This is a genomic window from Janthinobacterium sp. OK676, assembly GCF_900103595.1.
GTDB lineage: Bacteria > Pseudomonadota > Gammaproteobacteria > Burkholderiales > Burkholderiaceae_D > Janthinobacterium.
In genome coordinates, this window is record NZ_FNHA01000004.1 from 185,908 (window position 1) to 211,184 (window position 25,277).

A 25,277-nucleotide genomic window follows, 5' to 3' on the forward strand; every position below is an offset into this window, starting at 1 on the left:
AGGTACAATGACTAAAACGACTTTCCTCAATTTTGAACAGCCGATCGCGGAACTCGATTCCAAGATCGAAGAGTTGCGCTTCGTGCAAGACGATTCGGCCGTCGACATCTCGGAAGAGATCGACCGCCTGGCCAAGAAGAGCCAGCAGCTGACCAAGGATATCTACGCCAAGCTGACCCCTTGGCAAGTGGCGCAGATCGCGCGCCACCCGCAACGCCCCTACACCATGGATTATGTGAATGAAATCTTTACCGATTTCCACGAATTGCATGGCGACCGCAGCTACGCGGACGATCTGTCCGTCGTCGGCGGCCTGGCCCGCTTCAACGGCCAGCCGTGCATGGTCATCGGTCACCAGAAGGGCCGCGACACGAAAGAGCGCGCCATGCGCAATTTCGGCATGCCGAAGCCGGAAGGCTACCGCAAGGCCATGCGCCTGATGAAAGTGGCGGAAAAGTTCAACTTGCCCATCTTCACCTTCGTCGACACGCCGGGCGCCTTCCCCGGCATCGACGCGGAAGAGCGCGGCCAGTCGGAAGCCATCGGCCACAACCTGTACGTGATGGCCGAGCTGAAAGTGCCGCTGATCGCCACCATCATCGGTGAAGGCGGTTCCGGCGGCGCGCTGGCCATCGCCGTGGGCGACGCCGTGCTGATGCTGCAATACTCGACCTATGCCGTGATTTCGCCGGAAGGCTGCGCCTCGATCCTGTGGAAGAGCGCCGAGCGCGCCGCAGACGCGGCCGAAGCGCTGGGCCTCACCGCCCACCGCCTGAAAGCCATGGGCCTGATCGACAAGATCATCAACGAACCGCTGGGCGGCGCCCACCGCGATCCGAAGCAGATGGCGACCTTGCTCAAGCGCGCACTGGCCGACACCCTGCGCCAGTTCCACGGCATGAAAACCAAGGACCTGCTGGCCGCGCGCCACGAAAAACTGCTGAGCTACGGCAAGTTCAAGGAAACGACGCCGAGCGAGTAAGCCATCGCTGGTCGGCGTAGGTCGGCTTAGCGCAGCGTAAGCCGACATGACGTAAGCCGACAAGACAGTAGAACACACCAGGGACAGTCCGCTAAACGACACCATCCGTTTAGCAGCCTGTCCCTCTTTGCATTCCCGGAGTCCTGATTGAAAAAGCAACAAACTGCCACCGTCGCCGATATCTTTGCCCACGCGCTGGACGCCTGCGGACCGCAAGCCGGCGAGACGGTCGGCATTGCCTTGAGCGGCGGCCTCGATTCCTCGGCCCTGCTGCACCTGGCGCATGCATGGGCGCAGGAGCACGGCGTATTTCTTTACGCGTTTCACGTGCACCACGGCCTGAGTCCGAATGCGGATGCGTGGCTGGCCCACTGTGAACAATTGTGCGCCAGCATGGGCATCGCCTTCGAAGCGCGCAAGGTCACCCTGGAAAAGAATGCGAAGACGGGCACGGAAGAGGCGGCCCGCAAGCGCCGTTACGCGGCCCTGGGCCAGCTGTGCGCCGCGCACCGCGTGCGCCTGCTGCTCACCGCCCACCACCAGGATGATCAGGCGGAAACGGTGCTGCTGCAGTTGCTGCGCGGCTCGGGCACGGCGGGCCTGTCCGGCATGGATGGCGCCAACAGCGCGCCCGAGCTGCTGGGCAACCCGGACCTGGTGATGGCGCGCCCCTTGCTGCCCGTGTCGCGCAAGCAGCTCGAAGCGTATGTGGCCAAACATGCGATCGCGCACATCCACGATGAATCGAACGACGATCCCCGCTTTGCCCGCAATGCCCTGCGGCACCAGGTGATGCCTGTGCTGGCGCAGGCGTTTCCCGGTTTCCAGGAGCGTTTCGCCCGCAGCGCCCAGCACGCGCAATCGGCGCAGCGCCTGCTGACGGAACTGGCGACGCAGGATTTGGCGGCGTGCCTCGATGGCGACTGCATCGAACTGGCGAAATTGCGCACGCTGAGCGCGGACCGCTGCTACAACCTGCTGCGCCACTGGTTCGGCACGCGCGGCTTGCGCATGCCGTCGACGGCGTGGCTGGCGGAAATGCTGGCGCAATTGCTGGAAGCGCGGCCCGATGCGCAATTGCTGGTGACACACCCGGAATGCCACGTGCGACGCCACCGCGACCGGCTGTACCTGACGCCGAAGCTCGATGATCTGGCCGGCATGCGCGAGCGTGACGACGCGGGCATTCCCGGCCTGGAAAAGGCCAGCCAGCAATTTACATGGCAAGGCGAAGCCAGCCTGGCGTTCCCCGCGTATGGCGGCGTGCTGCATTTCGATGCGGTGGAAGAGGGCGGCCAGGGTATCGATATTGCCTGGTTGCAAGCACAAACCTTGAGCATCGACTTCCGCCAGGGCGGCGAGCGCCTGAAACTGGCCTTGAACCGTCCCACGAAGAGCTTGAAATACCATTACCAGGCGTTTGACGTGCCCGCCTGGGAGCGCGAACGCCTGCCCCTTGTCTGTGCGGCGCAACAATTGCTGTTCGCGGCCGGTATCGGTCTCGATTGCCATTGCCTGAGTCTGCTGGACCGTCCCCGCGTCGCCCTGCGCTGGGTCTCCTGCTGAGCGCAGGGCCAGCCGCCACGGCCACTCCCGGGGTAGCCGCCAAGCGGCTGCCCAAGCCAGCTGGACTGCATGGATTGGTTATTTCCATATGCGCAATCGGTATGAGCTAATGCGCTTTTTAGCTTGTTATTTTGCATTGCGGCATGTAGAGTAAAGCCCTCCTTTTTTATTCTTCTTGAGCGGAAACTTCACTCTTATGGCTTTAATCGTCCACAAATATGGCGGTACGTCGATGGGCTCGACTGACCGTATCAAGAATGTCGCCAAGCGCGTTGCCAAGTGGCACGACGCTGGGCATCAAATCGTGGTGGTGCCATCCGCCATGTCGGGCGAAACGAACCGCCTGATTGGACTGGCCAAGGAAATCATGGATCAACCCGATCCCCGTGAACTTGACATGATCGCCTCGACAGGCGAACAAGTGTCCGTCGGCCTATTGTCGATGGCACTGCTGGCGATCGGCAAACAAGCCGTATCCTATGCTGGCTGGCAAGTCGCGATCAAGACCGATTCCGCCTTTACCAAGGCACGCATCCAGTCGATCGATGACGAAAAAGTCAAACGCGACCTCGATGCGGGCAAGATCGTCATCATTACCGGTTTCCAGGGCGTCGACGAACACGACAACATCGCGACCCTGGGCCGCGGCGGTTCGGACACCTCGGCCGTGGCGATCGCCGCCGCCATGAAGGCGTCCGAATGCCTGATCTTCACGGACGTCGACGGTGTCTACACGACCGACCCGCGCGTGGTCTCCGAGGCGCGCCGCCTGAAGACCATCACCTTTGAAGAAATGCTGGAACTGGCTTCGCTGGGCTCCAAAGTGCTGCAAACGCGTTCGGTGGAATTTGCCGGCAACTACCGCGTGCCCACGCGCGTGCTGTCGTCGCTGACCGACCCGATGTTGCCGCTGGAAATAGAAGCCAATTCAGGCACCCTGATTTCGTTTGAGGAAGATACAAACATGGAACAAGCAGTCATCTCCGGCATCGCCTTCAACCGCGATGAAGCCAAAATCACCGTGCTCGGCGTGCCCGACCGTCCAGGCGTGGCCTACCACATCCTGGGACCGGTGGCCGACGCGAACATCGAAGTCGACATGATCATACAGAATCAGTCGGTCGACGGTAAAACGGACTTCACCTTCACCGTCTCGCGCGGCGAATACACGCGCGCGCTGGCCGTGCTGGAATCGAACCGCGAAGCACTGGGCGCGGCCAGCATCACGGGCGACGCAAAAGTGTCGAAACTGTCCGTCGTCGGCGTGGGCATGCGCAGCCACGTCGGCGTCGCGTCGCAGATGTTCCGTACCCTGTCGGAAGAGGGCATCAACATCATGATGATCTCCACTTCCGAGATCAAGATTTCCGTGCTGATCGATGAAAAGTACATGGAACTGGCCGTGCGCGCGCTGCACAAGGCGTTCGAGCTGGAAAAAGCTTAAATATCCAAAAATATTGCCCCACGCCCTTGACCAAAGGGGGGGCAATCGATATTATGACGTTCGTCGCTGCAGCGCAGTTAGCTACAGAGACATAGTTGAGTAATCAGCTAGGAGACGTGGCCGAGTGGCCGAAGGCACATCCCTGCTAAGGATGCATACGGCTTATACCTGTATCGTGGGTTCGAATCCCACCGTCTCCGCCAGTATTTTTAAAAACCCGCTTCGGCGGGTTTTTTCATTTCCGCTCCTCATAGGAGAAACCACGTAAATCCATCCACCAGCGTCCGCTGCCTGCCGCGTCAATCCTGCATCTGCTGGGGGGTAGGCTGGGGGGTAGCAATGGCTGTGTGCGCTGCCTTCAAGCGTACGTCACCGATCCTGTTATGTCCCGCCTGTTGCCGCAACTGACCTTGCGCGGGATCAAGTGTCGTTGCCAGCACGCGCTTGATCGCGCGCTAAAATTAGTACGGGATCTCGCAATGCGGGAGTGGGGTAATGACAATCAGGATGAACAAGCTGTCGGCGCTGGTCGTCGGTCGCGCCAGGGAGCCAGGGTATTACGGGGATGGCGGCGGACTGGTGCTGCAAGTATCCGGCGCTGGCGCCAGGAGCTGGCTGTTTCGTTATAGCGTAGCTGGCAGGCGTCACGAAATGGGGCTGGGTTCTTGTCTGGCAGTCGATCTGGTCGAGGCGCGCAAAAAGGCGCGGCAATGCCGTTTGCTGCTGAGCGAAGGGCGCGATCCGCTGGCAATGCGCCGCCAGGAAAAACAGGCCGGGATGCTGGCGCGTGCGCGTCAAATGACCTTTGAGCAGTGCGCGGCATCCTATATCGCTGCGCACCGGCATGGCTGGAGAAATGTCAAACATGTGGCGCAGTGGGAAAACACCCTGGCCGCTTATGTGTTCCCATTGGTGGGGGCGCTGCCTGTCGCGGCGATCGACACCGATCTGGTCGTCAAGGTGCTCGATGCAATCTGGTTGTCAAAGACGGAGACGGCAACGCGCATACGCGGCAGAATCGAATGCATACTCGACTGGGCAACGGTCAGCGGCTTTCGTCAGGGAGAAAATCCGGCGCGCTGGAAAGGCCATCTGGAAAATCTGCTGGCCAATCCGAACAAGGTTTCTCCAGTGAAAAACCGACCGGCCCTGCCGTGGCAAGAGATCGGCAGATTCATGGCCGCCTTATCGGGTCAGGAAGGGATTGCTGCCAGGGCGCTGGCGTTTGCCATCCTGACGGCTGCGCGCTCAGGAGAGGTCAGGGGTGCGCGGTGGCCGGAGATAGACCTGGAGGCGGCCCTGTGGACCATTCCAGCGCAGCGCATGAAGGCAGGCAAGGAGCATCGCGTGCCGCTCTCTGGTGGGGCGCTTGCGCTGCTGCGCGCAGTGCCGCGTCAGGGGGACATCATCTTTTCAGGCCGCAAGCGTGGCACGCAGTTGTCGGACATGAGTTTGACGGCAGTCTTGCGCCGCATGCAGCTTGAGGATATCACCGTGCACGGTTTCCGTTCTTCCTTCCGTGACTGGTGCGCCGAGGCGGCAGCCAACGCCTTTTCACGTGAGGTATGCGAGCATGCGCTGGCGCACCGCTTGCCGGACAGGGTGGAAGCGGCCTACCGGCGCGGCGACTTGTTCGACAAGCGTATCGTGCTGATGCAGGCATGGTCTGACTTTTGCACCAATCCCGCACCGCCTGTCGTGTGATGGCATATCCCATGGAGTATCCTTGCGCAGGCTGAGGACTGGCATGCGTGTTCAGGCGCCTTGCAGCCACTGTCCACATCCCGTGCTGGCACGCGTTCCTGAACCAGGCCGGCAAGCGGCCCTGGAGTCTTACGGAGGCCAGGACGGTAGCTTCCTTGGCGCTTGCTTAGATCCTGCTACCCCATTTTCCGCTGCTTGCCGACACTCCAGGCAGGCCGCTGAAGCGCGCCTCGTTGAGCGTTGGCGCGCCAAGGTACTGTGGCGGGAGGAAGGAGTCACTTGGGACGTGTTTCTCTTCAAGGGTGAGGCAGGATCGGTACCAGCACGGCGGCACTGGCGCAGACCGGATCGCCGTCCTGGCGTCACCAGTTGATTGTTGCTGCGGGTATCGTCGCTGAAGGCCAGAAATGCGACGAAATTCTGGCCGCGCTTCGCAGGTGGTGGCGTTTGAGCCAGGCACGCAGTTGTTCTGCACAGGATTCTTCATGGTATTTAATGTAAGCGTCTGCCCAGTGACGTCTTGGCTAGTTGCAGGATTTGATCGATGATGGCGTCACAGCGATTGACGTTTTTATACAGCCTGGGCCAGAAGCCGACCTTGACGGCTTGAAATGCTTTCGTTTCAAATCGATAAAAAAATGCCGCATAATAAATGAAACGGTGTGCTACCCCACGTAGCAGGCCTCACATGGGGGAGACATGGCACAAGTGCTGAGAATACTGGTGGTTGATGATGTTGAAACAATGCGCAAGGTCACGGCTGGCCAACTGGCCTCGCTTGGCTACGGATCGGTGGATCTCGCAGCCGATGGCTCTGAAGCTTGGCGCATGATTGAGCGCAAGCGTTATGATTTGGTGATCTCCGACTGGAATATGCCGGCGTTGACCGGCATCGCCCTACTGCAGATGATTCGTTCCAGTCCGCGCCATGTGCACATGCCGTTCATTATGATCACCGCCGAGGCCGAGCGCAGCCGCATCGAAACGGCCATCAGCAGCGGTGTCAGCGACCTGCTAGTCAAACCCTACACGGCGGGCCGGCTGGCCACCAGCATCAAGCGGGCGATGGCGCATCAGGTTGCAGCACCGGCGCCGGATAAGGAAACGAACATCGACGCGCCGCAGGCCGCCACACCCGTGGACGATGTGATCGTCAAGCCACCGGCGGCGGTCCATTTACAATCAAGGGAACCGTTGCCTCCGACATTGCTCCTGGTCGACGACACCGCTGACAACTTGTACGTGCTGGCCAATGTGTTCAAGGGCCGCTACCGCATCAAGGCAGCGCACAACGGCGAGAAAGCACTGGCCTTGTGCTGTGGCGACACGCCGCCAGACCTAGTGCTGCTGGACGTGATGATGCCCGGCATGGACGGTTTTGAAGTGGCGCGCCGCATGCGCGAGCATCCCAGCGCAGAAAATGTACCCATCATCTTCGTCACCGCCCTTACCGACGACGCCGCGCGCCTGCAAGGCATGGAGTTGGGCGCGGTGGACTTCATTACCAAGCCAATCGACCCGGCCCAGCTGAAGCTGCGGGTCGACAACTTCATGCGCTACGTCGAGCTGCGCCGCCACCTGCAAGCCGATTACGACAACATGCTCGCCATCGCCCGCCTGCGCGATGACGTCGAGGCCATGACGCGGCACGACCTCAAGGGACCGCTGGCCGGCGCCATCGGCATAGTGCAGTCGCTGATCGACGCCGCCGACATGGACCGCCGACAGCTTGAGAATTTGCGGCTGGCCGAGCAGGCCATGCTGCAGGTGACCGACATGGTCAACCTGTCCACCGAGCTGTACAAGATCGAGACGGGAAAATACGTGCTCCATGCAGCGCCGCTGCCCATCAGCGACATGTTGCGGCGGGTGGTTGAGACGGCACGCGCCACTTACGCGGGTAAGCAGCTGGTGTTGGCGGTCGACACCGATTTCGATGTCGGCATCGACGCTCCGCTAGCGCTGGGCGATGCCATGCTGACCTATTCGCTGCTGAATAATCTGATCAAGAACGCCTGCGAGGCAGCGCCAGAGCGCACCCGTGTCATTGCCACGCTGTACGCCGGAAGCCCGTTGCGCATCGAGATAGTCAACAAGGGTGTGATCCCGGAACCGATACGCGAACGCTTCTTTGACAAGTTCGTCACCGACGGTAAGTCCGGCGGCACCGGCCTGGGCACGTATTCGGCACGCCTGCTGGCGCGCGCGCAATACGGCGAGGTGGCCTTCGCCGTCGATGACGAGCTCCAGACCACCACCCTGATTGTCAGCCTGCCGTCGGTGCCGCCCCCGGCCTAAGGCGAATCGCGCGGCGGCCTTGCTTGTCAGGCTGGCTGCACCACGGCATCAAGCGCTTCCAGCGCAGCGTCGAAGTCGAAGCGTTCAATTGCCTGGCTGACTTTGCGCAGCTGTCGCGCCAGCGGGTGGCCGGCGGCTTGCGATTCCAATGTCTCCAGCACATCCAGCGCGGCGGTGTCGCTGTCGGCCAGCAGCTTGCGCAGCTGGGCAAGTGTGGCGGTCGCGTCCGGCGGCAGGGCGGGAGCCGCTGCGATGGCCCCGGCCCGGGTGTTCTCTGCCGCTGCAGTATAGTTGCCCAGTGCCGCCAGGCCGAGCAGCACCGGCGCCAGTTCGTTTTCGACCGCCGTCAGCAGCACAGCCAGTTCGGCTTCGGCTACACCAGCTTTGCATGCCAGTTCCAGTGCGGTAGCTGTCGCCGCCACGCCTTTGGCACCGACGTTGCCGGCGGTGCCGCGCAAGGTGTGGGCTACCCGCGCCGCCGCTGTGGGGTCATCGCTTTGCCGCGCAGCCTCAAATTCCCCCCGCAGTCTAGCGTGGCCGTCGCGGAAGCGCACCAGCATGCGCAGGTAAAGGTCCTGCCGGCCCATGCTGGTCGCCAGGCCGGCGCGCTGGTCGATACCGGGGAGTTCGGCAGGTAGGGCCGCAACCACTTTGCCTGCGGAATCTGGCTGCCCCGCTGGGGGCGCTGCTAATGCCGACTGCGCCGGGCGGATCCACTTGCTCATGGTGGCGAACATGGCGGTGACGTTCAGCGGCTTGGAGATGTGGTCATTCATGCCGGCAGTCAACGCCATTTCGCGGTCGCCGGCCATGGCGTTGGCGGTCATGGCGATGATCGGCAGCTGAGCGTAGCGGGGTTGGGCGCGCAGGCGGCGGGTGGCTTCGTAGCCATCCATCACTGGCATCTGGCAGTCCATCAGCACGCCGTCGAAGGCGACGGTCCCGGCTTGAGCCAGTAGGTCCAGCGCCTGTTGCCCATCGCCTACGATGGTGAGCACGATGCCAGCGCTTTCAAGCAGCTCGCGCGCTAGCTCCTGGTTCATATCGTTGTCCTCGGCCAGCAGCAGGCGGGCGCCGGCCATGCGGGCCTGGTCGGCCGCGCTGCGGTCCTGTCGCTCTGCCTGGCGCGTTTCGGCCACCACGCCCTTGCCCAGTACCTCGCCGATTGCTTCGAGCAGCGTCGACGGGGTGACTGGCTTGGTCAGCACGGCTGGCAGCGCCACCTGCTGGAGCGCCGCCGCTTCCTGAGCGTCGTCCCGGCCGAAGGCAGTCACCATGATGACAGAAGGGATGTGAGTCACGGCGCCGCTCTGCATGCGCTGCAGCGTTTCGACGCCGTCCATGCCCGGCATGCGCCAGTCCAGTAGCACCAAGTCGTAGGGCAGGCTTTTGCGCTCAGCCTCGACCATGGTGCGCAGCGCGCTGTGGCCGCTGTCGGCGAGGTCCACCTCCAAGCCGAAACTGCGAGCCATTGTCGACAAGATTTCGCGCGCGCTGGCGTTGTCGTCGACCACCAGCACGCGCAGGCCGAGCAGCTCGTCGGCGTGGAACATGCGGCGCGGCTGCACCTCGGTCTGGCGTCCGAAACGGGCGCTGAAGTGGAAGGTCGAGCCCTCGCCCGGCATGCTCTCGACCCAGATCCGGCCATCCATCAGCTCCACCAGCTTCTTGGAGATGGCCAGACCTAGCCCGGTGCCTCCGTATTTGCGCGTGGTCGAGCTGTCTGCCTGGCTGAACGAGTGGAACATGCGTTCGCACTGCTCGGCCGTCATGCCGATACCGCTGTCGCGCACCCAGAAGTGAAGCTCGACTTGATCCCCGGCGTCGGCAGCCATCTCGATCCCGACCACGATCTCACCGCGTTCGGTGAACTTGGCGGCGTTGTTGCCGAGGTTGACCAATACCTGACCCAGCCTCAGCGAATCGCCTACCAATGCGGTCGGCAGGTCGGCCGAAGTGGCGAACAGTAGTTCCAGGCCTTTTTCCTCGGCCTTCAGGCCGATCATGCTGGCGAAATTCTCCAGCACGTCCTCCAGCCGGAACGGGGCCTGCTCTATGTTCATCTTGCCCGCTTCGATCTTGGAGAAGTCAAGAATGTCGTTGATGATGCCCAGCAGGTTCTCGGCCGAGCGGTGCACCTTCTCGATGTAGTTGCGCTGTTTTTTGTCGAGATCGGTGCGTAGCGCCAGATGGCTCATGCCGATAATTGCGTTCATCGGCGTACGGATCTCGTGGCTCATGTTGGCCAGGAAATCGCTCTTGGCGCGCGTAGCGTCCTCGGCGATCTCCTTGGCGCGCAGAACCTCGGCCTCCGCCAGCTTGCGGTCGCTGATGTCGCGCACCGAGGCGCACACGCAAACGCCGCGCTCGGCGATAGCCGGCAGCCGCGACAGGCCGATCTCGACCGAGAAGCGGCTGCCATCCTTGCGCATACCGTGCAGGTCGGCGCCTGTCATGCCCATCTGGCGTGCCGTGCCTTGCTCGATGAAACCATTGCGCGAGCCGACGTGGCGCCCGTGCGCCTCCGGCGGCACCAGCGTTTCGATCGGCAAGCCGGCCAACTCGCCGGCCTCGTAGCCGAACAGCTGGTCGAGCTGCGGGTTGGTCATCATGATCAGGCCGTGCACATCGATTACCAGCATGCCGTCCGGCGCAGCCTCGATGATGCCGCGATACCAGGCCTCGGTGGCTTTCAGCACCACCTGCTGCGCTTCGAGTTCGATCGCCATGGCCTGCACCGCGTGGCTGCGTGCCTTGATTTCCAGCGACATCGCCAGTTTGGGCAGCAGCTCGTCCATCAGCACCCGGCCCGATTCGCTGGGAGCGTCGAAGCCGGCCAGCTCCAGCACGCCCATCAGGCGCTCGCCGTGCAGCAGTGGCAGCACCTGCAGGTGGCGTGGGCGCGACCGCCCCAGTTGCGAGTGAATCTGCACGTAGTCGTCCGGCAGGGCGTCGAGCCGGAGCGGCTGGCGGTCCTGCGCGCACTGACCCAGCAGGCCACTGCCCAACGCCAGTTGCGGCGCCGGCGGATGGTCCGGATCGGCGGCGTAGCTGGCGGCAAGGCGCAATGCGGCGGCGTTTTCGTCAAGCAAGTAGAGCGCGCCCTGGCCAGCCTGCACCAGCGGCGCGAGTAGCGTCAACAGGCGCTGCGCGGCCTGGTCAAGGCTGGCCGCTTGCTGCAGTTCGGCCTGGATCGAGGCTTCCTGCGACTTGATCCAGCGCTGCATGTCGAGCTGGCGCGATTCGACCTGCAACTTGGCGATGGCGCGGGCCAGGTCGCCCGTTTCGTTCTGGTAGTCAGTATGCGGAATCACGCTGTCGAGCTGGCCGGCGGCCAGCGCATCGACCGCCTCGCGCAGGCGGTTGACCGGGCGCCGGATCGAGATGCTGATCCACCAGGCGCATAGCAGCGCCACCGCCAGGCCACCGATCAGCAGGGCGTAGGTGAGGGTGCTGCTGGTGAGGGCGAATTGGCGAATCTGGTAGATGGTGCTGCGGGCGTTGGAATCCTTGACGGCGGCGATCTCGGCCATCTGCCGGTCGGCGGTGCGCATCGCGTGCTGGAAGCGCTCGCTGTTGAGCAGGGCGTTGGCTTCGGCGTTGCGGTGCAGCCGCGCCAGTTCGATTGCCTCGTCGGCGATGCGCTCGGCGCGCGCCAGCATGCTTTCAAAGACGTTATGGCGTTGCTGGTTGTCGATGCGCAGCAGGGTGGCGCGGGCCTCGTCGACGGCAAAGTGTAGCTGCTCGCGCGTCTTGTCTAGCTGTTCGAGCGCCTTGTCGACGGCAACAGGGTCCGGGGAGTTGGCCACCTTGTGCAGCATTAGCTCGAAGCGGTTGAGCTGGATGCGGGCCTCCTTGACCTGTACGATGCCGATCATGCCCTCGCTGAGCAGGCGCTGCATGTCGCTACTCAACTGGTCTTGGGTGCGTAGGCTTTGCAACCCCAGCGCCAGGGCCAGCAGCAGCACTGCGCAAAAGCCGGCCGCAAGCTTCTGGCGCAGGCGCAGCCGTTCAAGATAAGCCAGGGGCGAACGCATGCCGGCGCTCACTGTGCAGGCAGGGTGTGTGCGATGGCGGCAGCCTGCTTGGCCATGTCCTGGTCGCTGTCGGCGTAGCGCGCGGCGATCTGCTGGAAGGCGGGCAGGTTGGCCAGGAAGGCGTCGCAGACGTCGGGATCGAAGTGCGAGCCGCGCCCCTCGGCGATGATTTGCACTGCCTTTTCATGCGGCATGCCTTCCTTGTAGACGCGACGACTGATCAGGGCGTCGTAGACGTCGGCCACCGCCATCAGCCGCGCCGAAATCGGGATGGCGTCGCCGGCCAGGCCTTCGGGGTAGCCGCTGCCGTCCCATTTTTCCTGGTGTGAGTAGGCGATCTCCTTGGCCAGGCGCAGGAAGTCGACGTCCATGCCCAGTTGTTGTTCGGCGTGGGCGATGGCGTCGCGCCCGAGCGTGGTGTGGGTCTTCATGATCTCGAATTCCTCGGGTTCGAAGCGGCCAGGCTTGAGCAAGATGCGGTCGGGGATGCCGATCTTGCCGATGTCGTGCAACGGCGCCGACTTGAACAAGAGCTTGATGGTGTCGGGGTCGAGGAAAGCGCGGAAGCGCGGATGCTCGCTCAGATGTTCGGCCAGCACCTTGACGTAGTGCTGGGTGCGGCGGATGTGGTTGCCGGTCTCGTTGTCACGCGTCTCGGCCAGCGAGGCCATGGCGTGGATCGTGACATCCTGGATCGCGCCCAGCTCGCGCGTGCGGCGCTGGACTTCCTGTTCCAGGTACTCGTTCTTGTCGCGCAGGAAGTCGGCCGCGTCTTTGACCTTGAGTTGGGTGCGTACGCGCGCCAGCACCACGGGCGGGCTGATCGGTTTGGTGATGTAATCGGCCGCGCCCAGCTCCAGACCGTGCGTCTCGTCCTCGCTGGAGGCCATAGCGGTCAAGAAGATGATGGGTATGTCGCGCGTGGCCGGGTCGCCCTGCAGTGCCTGCGCCACTTCGTGGCCGGTCATCCCAGGCATCATGATGTCAAGCAGGATGAGGTCGGGCGGCGGTGCATCGCGCGCGATGCGCAGTGCTTTCTCGCCGTTATTCGCTGCTTTGACCGTATAACTATCCTTGAGCAAGTTGGCCATCAACAGAAGATTATCCGGCGTGTCGTCCACGACAAGGATTACAGGCCTGATGGGACGGGTATAAGATGAGTTCATGCCTAAATGCTCCAATCAGGTCCGCACTAATTTGTTGCCTAGACTATATCTGTGTCCTGTGTGCAAGTAAACCGCATATTAGTTTTGCTATGCGAATCGCTCCCGTCCTACACTACATTCTCCGATCTCTAGGTATATATGGATTGCTCATCACTCAACATTTCGAAAATGACAGTGTGGGGAGGGTGCGCTTAGGGAGACCTCTGCCGCCAAGCTGAACTTCTGCTTTGAGGCCAGGCTGTGTGGAAACGCAGAAAAATTCTGGTTCTTCAAAAATCGGCCTCTCAAAACGCGCGCTACCCCGTTTTCTCGGTGGCGGGAATGGTAACCCTACCCACAAATATTTTGAGATTTGAAGTTTTCACCCAGCCTGGGGCGGAACCAGCCGCTCCCTGCCTCTGCTGGTGGCGTTACGGAAGTTGTCAGTTCAGGGACGACGTCGTTCGCAGCCATTTCGTTATCCCTTTGGATTAGTCGCAGCTATTCAGCGAAAAATCGTCGCAGCTTTTAGCAAAATCAAGTTGGCCTAGCCCTGTGCCGCAATACCTTTCGTCGCGTTTATTTCAGAAAGTCACAACACCGCTGGGAAGCGGCGTGATCTCAAAGGGCTGCTGGCAGCTTGCAGTTCCAAGGCAAGAAGTCATCAACCCGGTTGACGGGATGATCGGTGATATGCGTCAGCACGTGACGCAACCAGGCTTCGGGTGCGACACCGTTCAGCTTGGCCGTGCCGATCAACGAGTAGATCGCGGCGGCCCGTTCGCCGCCGCTGTCGGCGCCGGCGAACAGATAGTTGCGCCGACCAATGGCGACACCACGCAAGGCGCGTTCGGCCGCCGAGTTGTCAATCTCGATGGCGCCGTCGTCGCAGTAGCGCAGCAGCGCCGGCCAGAGCTTGAGCGCGTACAGGATCGCCGCCGCCGTGTCGGACTTGCGCGACAGCGTATCGAGCGTGGAGCGCAGCCAGTGCTCCAAGTCCTCGAGCAGCGGGCGCGAGCGGGCTTGCCGAACTTGTCGTCGTTCGTCGGGCGGCTTGCCCCGGATCTTGGCCTCGATCAAATAGAGCTCGGCGATCCGGCGCAGCGCCTCGGTGGTCAGCGGCGTCGCGCGCGCCGCGTGCAGGTCGTGGAATTTACGCCGCGCGTGCGCCCAGCAAGCCGCTTCCTGGATCGTGCCGTCTTCGAACAAAGCGTTGAAGCCAGCGTAGGCATCGGCTTGCAGCACGCCCTCGAACTTGGCCAAGTGGGTTTGCGGATGGATGCCCTTGCGGTCGGGCGTGTAGCCAAACCAAACCGCCGCTGGCGTGGTGTCGCCGGCGGGCCGGTCATCGCGCACGTAAGTCCACAGACGGGCCGTCTTGGTTTTGCCATTGCCGGGCGCCAGCACCGGGATCGGCGTGTCGTCGGCATGCAGCTTCGACGCCGTCAGCACGTGGCGGCGAATGGCATCGACCAACGGACGCAGCAATGCGCTAGCGGCGCCGACCCAGTCCGCCAGCAGCGCACGATCGAGGTCGACGCCTTCGCGGGCGTAAATGACGGCCTGGCGGTACAGCGGCAGATGATCGGCGAACTTCGCAACCAGCACATGCGCCAGCAGGCCGGGGCCGGCGATGCCGCGCTCAATCGGCCGGCTTGGCGCCGGCGCCTGGACGATGGCGTCGCAGCAGGAGCACGCCAGTTTCGGACGAACATGGCGGATCACGCGGAAGCTGGCCGGCACGAACTCCAGTTGCTCGGCCACGTCCTCGCCCAGCGGCCGCAGGCCGCCGCCACAAGCCGGGCAAGCATCGGCCGGCGGCGCATACACCTTTTCGTCTCGCGGCAAATGATCGGGCAACGGCCGGCGCACAGACTTCTTTCGCGGCGCCTGGTCGGCCGCCGGCATCTCGCGCGCCGCCTCGGCCTCGTCGGCTTGCAGGTCTTCCAGTTGCAGCTCCAGCTGCTCGATTTGATGATCCAGCTTTTCCGATTTGCGGCCGAATTGCATGCGCCGCAATTTGGCGATCTGCAGCTTGAGGTGCTCGATCTCGACGGCGCGCGTGTTCAGCTGTTCGCGCAGCCCTTCAACCACCTCGTTTTGAGCGAGCAGCAGCACCTTCAAGGCGGCGATGTCGTTGGGCAGGTCGGCTGGGCTGAGCATGTGCCAAGTTTACGCGAGCCTTGTGTCGTTTACAAGGCCGACGTTGGTCTCCAGGTCCGTTCCGGCCGCCGCCAGTCGATGCCTTCAAGCAGCATCGACAGTTGCGCCTGCGTCAACGCCACCGAACCGTTGGTAGCCTGCGGCCAGATGAAGCGACCACGCTCAAGCCGCTTGGCCAGCAGGCACAGGCCATCGCCGCTCCACCACAGGAGTTTGATGAGGTCGCCGCGCCGGCCCCGGAACACGAATACGTGGCCGCTGAACGGATCTTCCTCCAGCGCCGTCTGCACTTTGGCAGCCAGGCCGTTGAAGCCGGAGCGCATGTCGGTGGTGCCGGCGGCAAGCCATACCTTGGTGCCGGCGGGCAGGCCGATCATCGTAGAACCCGATCGAGCACCTGCGCCAGCGCGGCCGCGTTGGGCTGGCCTTCGATTCGCACGCGCACTTCGCCCAGCTCCAGCATGATCGTGCCGTCGGCGTCGGCGTCGGCGTCGGCGTCGGCGGTGGAGTTGCCCGGAGCAGGCGCCGTTGGCGCCAGCACCACTGGCAATAGGCCATCGTCGCGAATCAACGCAGGCACGCCGAGGCGTCCTTGTTGATAGAGGCGGCGCCAGCTAAACACCTGGTTGGCGTTGACGCCGTGTTCGCGTGCAATGCGAGCCACCGAGACGCCCGGTTCCAGCGACAACGCCACCAATGCGCGCTTGAACTCTAAAGAATGCTGCCGATAATGGCCGCGCGCATTCGTCGAAGTGATTGGTTGAAAATTTGTGTCCATAATCAGAATTTGTGGGCACAAATGCTGTGCCAAAATTCGATCATGAATGACGGTGGTCAGGGAGTCCAGACGGCGCTGGGAAGACGCTTACTATTTAATCGCCCTCATGTCGTGCGGAACATGCACGGTTAAACCACAAATCTGCCACGGTTGAATCACAAATCTGACACGGTTGAACCACAAATCTGACACGGTTGAAGCAGATATGGCACAAATAAGGCCTTATAAGGCCTTATTTTCTTTCAGCCGTGCCAAAAAAGGGGTTTGGTCGACGTTGCGTCCGACGATTTTAGTGGTTCAGTCGCTGCGCGAAGCGGGGCAGGATAGGTGAAGTTAGCTAACCGGCGGGCCGGTTAGCTAACTTCACACCTGCTTATTCGCACTTCGTGCTCAACGTGTGAAGGATGCCTGAAGGGAGGCAATCCCGACAGCGGTTCGGTGCTGGGGTCGAGCCTGTAAGAATTTCTGTGTGAAACGGGGCCATGAAATAATACCGATAGGGATGTTCCATGACCGACACGATGACTACCAAGAAACCCCGCAAGAAGAAAGAGCCGTATCCATTCCCAGGTGAGCTGATCGACCAGCTGCTGGCCCAAGTTCAGGACAAGAACGCTGAGTCTATTCCCGGTGACTCTGGCTTGGCCGGCCAGCTCAAGAAGATGCTGGCCGAGCGAATGCTGGCGGCCGAATTGACACATCACTTGGCCAACGAGGATGCGACGAGCAAGAGTCATAGAAACGGCACCATGCCCAAGAAGGTTCTGACGCCGGACGGAGAGCTGCAACTCGACATTCCACGTGACCGCCTGAGGGGCTCAGTATCGAGGTTGATTTCTCATTGCCGTCTGAACGGGTCATCCGGTCCGTTGACAGAATCATCGAATGGCGTGGCAAACCCCAGGTCATTCGCTGCGATAAGGGCCCGGAGTACATCAGCGCTGTGACGTTGGCCTGGGCCGCCAAACGCGGTATTCGCATCGACTTCATTCAGACTGGCCAGCCGCAACAGAATGCTTATGTCGAGCGCTATAACCGAATGGTGCGCTACGACGGGTTGGCTCATCATCTGTTTGAAACGCTCGATGAGATCCAGGATTTTGCAACCCGCTGGCTGTGGACTCACAATCACGACCGGCCCAACATGGCACTTGGCGGCATCACACCAAAACAGAGGCTTGCCTTGGCCAATTAACCTCTACTTTTAGCGCGCTCTAAAAATGGGGGGATTACCGTCTACTTGCGCCTATTTACAGATTTTTGTAGTGCCTGGCCCTTGTTTATCGTCGCTGGGTGCAGAGCTGTCGTCGCTAGACGCTTTATTCCTGCAGGCAAATGGTATTCTATTCAGAACGACCAGCCCTGCAACTGAATCCAAATTCGGTAACGTGCTGCTATTGTCCAGACCTCTTACTTTCGCGACGCATGCAATCACCAGCAGAGAAAAACTCAGATAGCACCGGCAAGCCGCTAGATTACCTAGATGTGCTGCGGGAAGGAATGATAGCGTTGAATGCTGCGGGACCTGACGGCTTCGAAGGGCTGGTCGCGGAAGTTTTGACACATGCCTGCGGCCGGTCATTTAGGCTCGCTGCGAGCGGTTCGCAGGGCGGGCGGGATGGTGACGACGGGACCGTGTATTTCGAGGCAAAACGATACGTCGGCGACTTGAAAAGGCCCGCTGTTTCCGACAAGCTGTTGGAACTTGGTGTGCGGGGCGTTGAGCATATTGACCTCTTCGTGCTGGCAGTTACGTGTCCAGTGAGCGCACAGCACGCTGAATTCTACGCGAAGGCCTGTGATGACATTGGCATCGAGCTGCTGTTGTTGGATTGGGAAGAATCTAGTTTACGCCAGCCAGCATTGGCAGTGCTCCTCTCCTTAGCCACTGAAGTCGCTCGACGTTTTTTTGCAGAAAATCTTCCTGACAAAGCAGAGAGGATAGCGGGGGCGCTTTCTGAAATGGAATCCAGGGTCGACAGCCGATTGCCGGCTGAGATGTTGTCGAGGCTAACCAGCCCGCTCGCATCTTTCAGCTATGCACGTGCGAGCAGTGAGAAATGGTTCAAGAAAATTTTCGCCAGCGTTCGGGTTGCTCGAGGAATCCTCCATCAACCGGTTGCGCCTTTCGACAGCAACGCCGGCAACTACCGAGCGCGCCCTGCGTTGGCGAATGAGCTTGCGGTAGCGCTTACCTCGCCACCAGACGAAGGATTCTGGATGCTGCAAGGCTGCGAAGGGGCAGGGAAGACTTGGCTACTAGCTTCGACTTGGAATGAACTGGCGCACTCACCGATTCTAGTCTTCATTCTTCCCGATGAGTGTAGAGACCCTGCGCGTCTGTATGACTTGGAAGGATTCGTCGCAAATAAGCTTGCGATGCAGTCGGAGCAGACCATACATGGCGATGCTCTAAAGCGCTGGCGCCGACGACTGAAAACATGGGAGACATCGCCGCAGGCTGAACGCGCCCGGTTGGTCGTTTACCTGGACGGTATTAATCAATCTCCGGATGTAAATTGGCGACAGTGGATTGAGTCGCTCTCGGCCTACGTTCAGTCGATTGGTGGAAGGCTCATTGTCTCAGCTCGGCCGGAGGTTGCGCAGCGCGTAGCTGATACGGTGGCCTCACCGTGTCGACAGCTAAACGTCCCGGAGTGGACTGAGCAAGAGCTGTCTGAAATTTTGAAGTCGCTTGAAATTGAGCGAAACCAAATGCCGCCACAGGTGTTTGTTGCGCTCAGAAATCCACGTCTGTTGGGCATTGCGCTCGAGGTGTTAGACAAACGCGAAATAAATGGACTAGAAGAATTGCATCCTGAGCGACTGCTGTTCGAATACATGAACAAAGCATGTCGAGACAGCGCCGTGCAGCTCGAGCCGAGAAAATTCGCGCAGACTTTGCAGGGACTTGCGGCCGAATTTATGCGCCGCGTCAACGCAAAACAAACCAATGACCTGGATGTGTATTCCACCGATTTCGTTGCGGGTCTAAGTGCAGCTGCTGACAGCCAATTTTTCCAGCCGGTCCCGTGGGAGAGTAATCACTACGCCATCCATCGGAACGGACTGTCACTCGCGCTAGGGCTTTGGATTGTTTCCGAGCTGGACAAGGAGGTACGCAATGGTCGTGACCCAGCTGAACACCTTGAACGTTTGATTGAGCCGATTGAGGCGCTCGATTTTACTGCCGATGCAATGCTCGCGGCCGTGATGGTCGCGTTTTTGGATGCCGGCAAAGACTCTAAGGTTGGTGCTGTTCTGTTCTGCAGATATTGCAATTTGCAGAACAGACCGTCGAATGAAGAAGTCGCTCTTCTTGGCTTGGCGCGTCGCCGAACTGGCCTGGTCCTCGATGCAGCTCAATTCGCGATTGAGAAAGGGCATTCCCCGGATAATGGTCTCATAGGTGCCACCCTCAGTGCGATTCGTGATGACAGCCAAGCTTGGGCCACGATGCATGAGCGCATAGCGACGTGGCTTACCTTACGTTCCGATGCTGTCGATAATATTGGGGGTATTGACCAGGCGGAGAAAAAGGTCCAAGTTCAGAATCGCCAGAAGGAATATGAGGAACGACTGCGAAACCTGTCGCAAGCGGAGAGGACGATTCTGGACGAAGTGAACGGCGTGTGCATCAGCCGTGACGTTAAACCCTACCATTCGCTGGCGTTCTTGTTAATGCGTGGCCAATCACTAGCCCCGTTCGCTCAACAGATGGTGGTCTGGTCCTTGGGGACCTCTCTGTTATCGAGTTTTTACAGCTTGCATGACGAATTCCTGCAACTGGTCCAGTACAACACTGAAGACTGGGAAAAAACTCGCGGCGCTATTTTGCGTGAGAGCTCAAGGCTGCGCGAACCAGAAGTGTCCGAGAAAGGAAAGTGGGCATTGTGGCGTCTGTTGACATCGACCGGAGCATTACTCGACAGCGCGGAGGCAAAAGCGCTCTACGAAGAACTGACGCAATCCGACGGCCCGAGGGAGTCATGGTCGTTGAGAGAAAAAATGTGTGCGGTCGACCCGTGCGACCCTACGACTATTATTCCCGCAAATTTGGCGGAAACCGCGGCCAAGTTTGCAGACACCAAACCCGATGATTTATACATGCTCATGGGACAAACGGCGGAACAGCATTTCTTCGAAAATGCTGCAACAGGCATCTGCCGATTCATGCCTGAATTGGCGTCCAAAAAATATAGGGAACTGATATCTGACGTGTTGAGGCGAGATAAACTGCCGCTGCGCCAAGGCATTCAACCACTGTTAGGTGCCAGTGCGTTGATAGAGCCTTCGCTCGTCCCGGCGCTGACCAACATCGCAATCGAGTGTAGTGGGAATGAAGCCGCGCGCGGACTCAACAAGCAGGACGCACCTTTCGTGCAGCACTACGCGACCGAGGCAGTATTGCCACATCTCGATGGCAATGAGCAATTCGCGCTCTTTCAAAAGTGCGCCAACACTGGCATCGCTCGCCGCTCGGTGGAAATGTTGAAAGCTGCTGAAGATGGCGTTATCGAAAGAGAGTGGAGGCGCATAGAGAGTGGAGGCGACACGACAAAGTTGTGCAACGCCTTGCTCTTCGTTGCTTACTCGAACACTTCGCTACCTAGCGCCTTTAGGGAGTCGTTGCCGCAGTTGGTGTGCCATTCGGATTGGCTAATTCGTGCTCACGCACTTGCAGCGGTCGCTCGAACAGAGGACTCTGGCCTCGTTCAAATAGTCGTTGATTCGGATTGGAGTGCGTCCGCTCTGCACAGCCGCCGTGAGGCATTAGAGGAGCACGCCGGCTCACGCGTATTAGCCGCGGCATGTCGCATGCGTATGATTGAGCCAAATGCTGCGCTCCAAAGAATGGCTTTGTCTTCGTACGGTCTCATAGCTCGTTGCGGCGCCGAAGGCGTCGCTGCTGTGGCCGCTGCAGTGGCAGGCGCATTACAACGTGTTCTCAATCTGAACTACGCCCCCAACTTGGTGGCCATCGAAGAGAGGGAAGTTAGAGACTCCGACTTGCTGCCCCCAGTGCTTTCGTCCCGTATTCCAGATGAACGTTTACGAAATTCATTTGAACCGATGACAGACGAAGAGAGTGAGAAGGCTTGGGATGCTTGGCAGGATGCCGCATGGACCAGTTATTTTGCTTTTGACTCCAAGCTTTCTGACGCTGACGCCAGATTGGCATTGGACCATCTCAGTCAGGACTGTGTGGAGGCTATCGTCCTCGCGGACCCCGTTGCTGCTGAGACGTGGCTTGAATGGATAAGGGCTGCGGGGCCTACTCAGCAGCGTTTGATTGCTCACTTTTGGCAGCAACTGGTAATGGGTTTTACCCATGTCCGGAAAGATGCGAAGCCGTTGCTGGCATTGGCGCACCATATGCCCCTGACGAAGGTCGTCCGTAGCTACCACGGCATTTCAGTCTTTACCTGGTTACTCTGGCGCAGCGCAGATTTGCTCGACGTATCTCAAATCTGTTTCGATAGACTGAACCTCGCGCAGAGCGACACTGAAATCGCATATGAGGTTTACGCGGCGGAGAGTGCCGAGCAAGGGAGAGCACTTGACGATTATATTGCTCAGCAATTAGCGATTGGAGAGCCAGTCAATCTTTGCCGCGCTCTCACGGTTGCAGGCTTCCGCGACGAATGCCCGCAGTCCCTTAGGTTGTTGGGGCAGTACGCAGGCGCGACTGGCATGGTTGGAGAGGCAAGAGAGGCCGCCTGGCAGGCTTATCAGCGAAATAGATGGACACGCCACTGGTTCGAATTAATGTTGCGTGCGCCGTTTAAAGAAGACTTCTGGAGGCATTCGCGCCTGTTCTTGAAGATAGCCGATGCTCGTTATCAGATGTGGCCATTGAGCTCTGTTGCCGCGAATTCTTTCGGACGATTCTTCGTGACGCTGCATGCGGAATTGAATGACCGTCTCGAGAAATGGAGTCGCTTGCGTCGAGACAAACTGTATGGACAAAAACGTCCTTGGTGGCTGCACTAGCTTTGTTCTTGAACAAAAATGGCCTGCCTTACCCGCGATGGCGCACTAGACTGCACAGTCGCCCAAGATGGCGCTGAATGCATTGCATCGATACCCAGTTAGCCGGCATTACTTCGTTATTTGTAGTCGAACTGGCTGACGCTGGCTTATATTTTCCTAAGTTTGGTAGACTCCAATTTAGGACGCCAGGCAGTATATCGTCGACTAAATCGAAATGTGCTACATCCCGTTTGCCGTCACGGTTCTGATGACTGGCTCTCGCTAGCAGAGCGTTAACGAAGCAATTTTGAACGGTTCGCGGTTGTCTGGCAGACTCCTGGCGATTCACTTTGCCATTGACTAACAACCTTTCCACCCCAGTCGTTCTAGGGGGGTAGGCAGGGGGGTAGCGCCGAAGTATGCGCCGTTTTTCATAGGGATGTTCTACGGACACCGTCTCCGCCAGAATCAAATAAAAAAGCCTCCCCTGCGGGAGGCTTTTTTATTGGCTATGTCACCGTCAGGTGTGGGAATGCGCCCAATGTTGCTTTCAACAGCGTTTCCGGTGAGCGGATGCGCCCGGCATCGAGTATCCAGCGCCACCCCAGGTAGTTCGGCAGGTAGCGTGTCGCCACGCCATGAAATGGCCCCAGCCATTGCCGCAAACGGCTGTGATACGCATTGACGTTCTGCACGTGGGCGGCACCCCGCACACGGATGCCGGCGCGCAAGTTGACGGCCTGATGGCTGATGCCCGCTTCCCGAGCAAAAGCCCGGTAGGCGGCATGGCCATCGGTGACCAACAACACATCCTTGTCGATGACGGGCAACAAACAGCGATGCAGCTGCGCCTGCGTCAGCGCCCCTTTGCCCGTAATGAAATCCAGGGTCTGGCCCGTGCGGTCGCGCGCCACCAGGATGCAGACCTGTTCATTGGAAATGCCGCGCTTGAGGGAATGGCCGCCCCGGCGACGGGCCGGACGCGTCATTTTCTTGGCTCCCTTTTCCGATTCCAGCAGATACAACTCGTCGGCTTCGGCGATGCCGTGCAGGCCATGCGGCCGGTCCGTCCTTGCCAGCGATAAAAACCGGTGGCGCCAGCGAAAGGTGGTATTCCGGTGCACGCCCAGCTGCAACGCCGCCTTGCGCACGGAATCCGATGCCAGCAGGCAATCGGCGTAGTCGAGCCACAGCGCCTTGTGGCGCAAGCGGGCCAGCGGCGTGCCGGTGAGCGCATTGAAGGTGCGCCCGCAGGGAACGCAGCGGTAGCGCTGCAAGCCGTGCGCATGGCCGTGCCGGTGCAAATGGTCTGAATGGCAGGCGGGACAGGCCAATCGCGGCTGGGCCACACTTTCCAGCAGCGCGATGGTCGCGTCGTGTGGCGAGTTGCCATGCAGCAGGGCAATGCCTGCCTGCCGCTGGCGTCGGCTCAACCGGGCAAACTGCGCGATAAAACTGATCCATTCGGCTGGCCGCATGATTGGCTCCCGCAGAGTGAGTATGCAGAGTCAGACAGCACGGCCACAGGAAGATTCCGGCATTTCCCCTACTTGCTGATGACAGAGCCTTTTTATTTGTCTGGACGGAACGGTGGGATGCGAAGACGGAGCGCCCTAAGGGGCGCGAGGCTATCCGAATCGCCATTCTGCCGCGCTCCGCGTGGCCCCGCTGGCCACGCAGCGGCCAGCGCCGTCCCCTCATCTCATGCAGTAGCGGCCAGCACATACGCCGGTCCCTGGTCGGGCGCGTGTCGTTCATTTATATGGACGCAATATGAATACCTATTATCGCGCTGCGATCGCCGCCTTGTGCGCCAGCCTGTCGCCCGCCATGGCGGCATCCACCCCGGCCGCCTCACCGTTCCTCGACGTGCTCGTCCATCAGTACGCCAGTTGCGTCAAGCCTGCCTATCATCAGGCCGACCTGCTGCTGCAGGACGGGACGGGGCGCTACCGGATCGACGTCAAGGGCGAGGCCTACACGGTCGAACTGCAGGAGCGCATGGGCTTTTCGCTGCAGGCGGGCATAGGCGGTCCCGTGGCGGCCGTCGTCAAGCTGGACCGGCCGCCCATGGGGCAGTTCGGGGAGCAGGCCCGCTGGCGCGAACGCTGGCTGCGCGACGTGGCCGAGCGCAGCGGCGTGGCGCTCGATGAGCGTGTGCTTGCGGACGGCGCGCGCGTGCTGACCGTGAACAAGGGCGAGATCAAGGGTAACTATGTGGGGCAGTCCCTGCTGATCGATCCTGCACGGCAGTTGTTCATTGATATGGCGTGGCCGAACACGCTGGACATCTATCGTGGCCCCGACGGCCTGCGGCATGTGCGGCAGGTGCAGGACGACGTCTGGCGGCGCCTGCTGTCTTGCCCGCCGGCTGCCTGATGCTGGCGGCCACCGCATACCCCTACAGCGCACGCGCGCATACACAAATAACAATGATTCTCATTTATAATGCGGATCCATGGGGTAGCATGGGCTGGCGCCATGGCGGTGAAGGAGGGCATGATGGGCAGTGTGTATGGCAACGAGGACGCGATCGCGCACGAGCATCGCGTGCTGATCGGGGAATATGGCCGCGCGCAGGCGCGCTGCAGTGCGCAACTGGCTGCGCAGGCGGCCCGCATCGCGCAGCTGGAGTCGGAACTGATGCGCGCGCGGGCGCAGGTCGTGATCCGCGATACCAGGCTGGCGCTGGCGCGCGACGAACTGGCCGAGCTGGCGGCCAGCGTGCCCGGCTTGCCGACGCGCGCCCGGCTGGCGCGCAAGGTCGAGTGGCTCGGCGAGCGCGTGCAGGACCTGATGCGCGAATTGCTGCGCCTGCAGTGGCTGCCCGCGCCCGCCTTGCAGGCCGATGTGCGCGAAAAAGCCGTGCTGTATGTGGGCAGCTGTCTGGAGCAGAATGCGGGCCAGCAGGCCGCCGGCGCCAACGTGGCGCAGCTGGCCATCGAACAGGCCGGCGGGCGCTTCCTGCACCACGCGGGCGGCGACGATGGCGCCGACGACGCGGCGGCGCTGGAAGCGGGCCTGGTGGCGGCCGACCTGGTGATTTGCCAGACGGGCTGCGTCAGCCACGACGCCTACTGGCGCGTGCACGACCACTGCAAGCGCACGGGCAAGCGGTGCGTGCTGGTGGACCAGCCGCAAGCCATGCATTTCGTGCGCAAGGAGGCGCTGCTCACCTGAACTCTTT

At 60.7% G+C, this 25,277-nt stretch carries 14 protein-coding genes, 1 tRNA gene and 2 pseudogenes; 11 read left to right on the plus strand and 6 right to left on the minus strand.

Annotated elements, in window-relative coordinates; all coding sequences use genetic code 11:
• Nucleotides 1–7: 7 nt before the first annotated feature.
• The 6 genes from BLU39_RS10210 (at nt 8) to BLU39_RS10235 (ending at nt 7,994) form a co-directional block, all read left to right on the plus strand.
• On the plus strand, nt 8–982 hold the full coding sequence (locus tag BLU39_RS10210) for an acetyl-CoA carboxylase carboxyltransferase subunit alpha (protein ID WP_065308858.1): 975 nt from the start codon (nt 8–10) through the stop codon (nt 980–982).
• A gap of 147 nt (nt 983–1,129) precedes the next feature.
• Nucleotides 1,130–2,548, plus strand: coding sequence for a tRNA lysidine(34) synthetase TilS (tilS, locus tag BLU39_RS10215; protein WP_092712525.1), 1,419 nt, complete (start codon nt 1,130–1,132; stop codon nt 2,546–2,548).
• A 196-nt stretch (nt 2,549–2,744) separates the two neighbouring features.
• Entirely contained in the window at nt 2,745–3,992 is a 1,248-nt protein-coding gene (locus tag BLU39_RS10220; protein WP_092712527.1) for an aspartate kinase, read from the plus strand.
• A gap of 110 nt (nt 3,993–4,102) precedes the next feature.
• Nucleotides 4,103–4,195 (plus strand) — tRNA-Ser (locus tag BLU39_RS10225).
• Between the two features lie 304 nt (nt 4,196–4,499).
• Complete coding sequence (locus BLU39_RS10230; RefSeq protein ID WP_232731037.1) at nt 4,500–5,696, plus strand: tyrosine-type recombinase/integrase; 1,197 nt, start codon at nt 4,500–4,502, stop codon at nt 5,694–5,696.
• A 699-nt stretch (nt 5,697–6,395) separates the two neighbouring features.
• On the plus strand, nt 6,396–7,994 hold the full coding sequence (locus tag BLU39_RS10235) for an ATP-binding response regulator (protein WP_034754634.1): 1,599 nt from the start codon (nt 6,396–6,398) through the stop codon (nt 7,992–7,994).
• 26 nt (nt 7,995–8,020) lie between these two features.
• Here the strand turns inward: BLU39_RS10235 and BLU39_RS10240 are convergent, their stop codons facing one another.
• The 5 genes from BLU39_RS10240 to BLU39_RS10260 all read right to left on the minus strand — a co-directional run bounded on the left by BLU39_RS10240 (nt 8,021) and on the right by BLU39_RS10260 (nt 16,150).
• A complete protein-coding gene (locus BLU39_RS10240; protein ID WP_092713017.1) occupies nt 8,021–12,031 on the minus strand; it encodes a response regulator in 4,011 nt (1,336 codons plus the stop codon).
• 8 nt (nt 12,032–12,039) lie between these two features.
• Entirely contained in the window at nt 12,040–13,197 is a 1,158-nt protein-coding gene (locus BLU39_RS10245; protein ID WP_051959249.1) for a response regulator, read from the minus strand.
• A gap of 600 nt (nt 13,198–13,797) precedes the next feature.
• Nucleotides 13,798–15,339: an IS66 family transposase gene (locus BLU39_RS10250; RefSeq protein WP_092712532.1), complete on the minus strand. Its 1,542-nt coding sequence runs from the start codon at nt 15,337–15,339 to the stop codon at nt 13,798–13,800.
• Between the two features lie 29 nt (nt 15,340–15,368).
• A complete protein-coding gene (gene tnpB, locus BLU39_RS10255) occupies nt 15,369–15,716 on the minus strand; it encodes an IS66 family insertion sequence element accessory protein TnpB (protein ID WP_034754629.1) in 348 nt (115 codons plus the stop codon).
• Entirely contained in the window at nt 15,713–16,150 is a 438-nt protein-coding gene (locus tag BLU39_RS10260; RefSeq protein WP_217635066.1) for an IS66-like element accessory protein TnpA, read from the minus strand. Before BLU39_RS10260 ends, tnpB begins: the two co-directional genes overlap by 4 nt.
• A 476-nt stretch (nt 16,151–16,626) precedes the next feature.
• Here BLU39_RS10260 and BLU39_RS10265 point away from each other — a divergent pair.
• The 3 genes and pseudogenes from BLU39_RS10265 to BLU39_RS10275 form a co-directional block, all read left to right on the plus strand.
• Nucleotides 16,627–16,926 (plus strand): annotated as a pseudogene (locus BLU39_RS10265) (transposase); the annotation flags it as partial.
• 2 nt (nt 16,927–16,928) lie between these two features.
• Nucleotides 16,929–17,312, plus strand: a pseudogene (locus BLU39_RS10270) (integrase core domain-containing protein); the annotation flags it as partial.
• 230 nt (nt 17,313–17,542) lie between these two features.
• Nucleotides 17,543–22,111, plus strand: coding sequence for a hypothetical protein (locus BLU39_RS10275; protein WP_139178224.1), 4,569 nt, complete (start codon nt 17,543–17,545; stop codon nt 22,109–22,111).
• A 488-nt stretch (nt 22,112–22,599) separates the two neighbouring features.
• Here the strand turns inward: BLU39_RS10275 and BLU39_RS10280 are convergent, their stop codons facing one another.
• The gene (locus BLU39_RS10280) at nt 22,600–23,568 is read right to left on the minus strand and encodes an IS1595 family transposase (RefSeq protein ID WP_092712538.1); all 969 of its coding nucleotides are present in this window, start codon (nt 23,566–23,568) and stop codon (nt 22,600–22,602) included.
• A gap of 295 nt (nt 23,569–23,863) precedes the next feature.
• Here BLU39_RS10280 and BLU39_RS10285 point away from each other — a divergent pair, with 295 nt between their 5' ends.
• Both BLU39_RS10285 and BLU39_RS10290 read left to right on the plus strand, forming a co-directional pair.
• Nucleotides 23,864–24,469 carry a hypothetical protein gene (locus BLU39_RS10285; RefSeq protein WP_092712540.1) on the plus strand — a complete coding sequence of 202 codons (606 nt, stop codon included), beginning with the start codon at nt 23,864–23,866 and terminating at the stop codon, nt 24,467–24,469.
• A gap of 264 nt (nt 24,470–24,733) precedes the next feature.
• Nucleotides 24,734–25,270, plus strand: coding sequence for a DUF2325 domain-containing protein (locus BLU39_RS10290; RefSeq protein WP_232731359.1), 537 nt, complete (start codon nt 24,734–24,736; stop codon nt 25,268–25,270).
• The last annotated feature ends 7 nt before the right edge of the window (nt 25,271–25,277 follow it).

Excerpts from the sequence above, each read along its gene's own strand:
- BLU39_RS10210 (WP_065308858.1), top strand. The coding sequence starts at position 8 with ATGACTAAAACGACTTTCCTCAATTTTGAACAGCCGATCGCGGAACTC.
- BLU39_RS10220 (WP_092712527.1), top strand. The coding sequence starts at position 2,745 with ATGGCTTTAATCGTCCACAAATATGGCGGTACGTCGATGGGCTCGACT.
- BLU39_RS10230 (WP_232731037.1), top strand. The coding sequence starts at position 4,500 with ATGAACAAGCTGTCGGCGCTGGTCGTCGGTCGCGCCAGGGAGCCAGGG.
- BLU39_RS10235 (WP_034754634.1), top strand. The coding sequence starts at position 6,396 with ATGGCACAAGTGCTGAGAATACTGGTGGTTGATGATGTTGAAACAATG.
- BLU39_RS10240 (WP_092713017.1), bottom strand. The coding sequence starts at position 12,031 with ATGCGTTCGCCCCTGGCTTATCTTGAACGGCTGCGCCTGCGCCAGAAG.
- BLU39_RS10245 (WP_051959249.1), bottom strand. The coding sequence starts at position 13,197 with ATGAACTCATCTTATACCCGTCCCATCAGGCCTGTAATCCTTGTCGTG.
- BLU39_RS10250 (WP_092712532.1), bottom strand. The coding sequence starts at position 15,339 with ATGCTCAGCCCAGCCGACCTGCCCAACGACATCGCCGCCTTGAAGGTG.
- tnpB (WP_034754629.1), bottom strand. The coding sequence starts at position 15,716 with ATGATCGGCCTGCCCGCCGGCACCAAGGTATGGCTTGCCGCCGGCACC.
- BLU39_RS10275 (WP_139178224.1), top strand. The coding sequence starts at position 17,543 with ATGCAATCACCAGCAGAGAAAAACTCAGATAGCACCGGCAAGCCGCTA.
- BLU39_RS10280 (WP_092712538.1), bottom strand. The coding sequence starts at position 23,568 with ATGCGGCCAGCCGAATGGATCAGTTTTATCGCGCAGTTTGCCCGGTTG.
- BLU39_RS10285 (WP_092712540.1), top strand. The coding sequence starts at position 23,864 with ATGAATACCTATTATCGCGCTGCGATCGCCGCCTTGTGCGCCAGCCTG.
- BLU39_RS10290 (WP_232731359.1), top strand. The coding sequence starts at position 24,734 with ATGCGCGCGCGGGCGCAGGTCGTGATCCGCGATACCAGGCTGGCGCTG.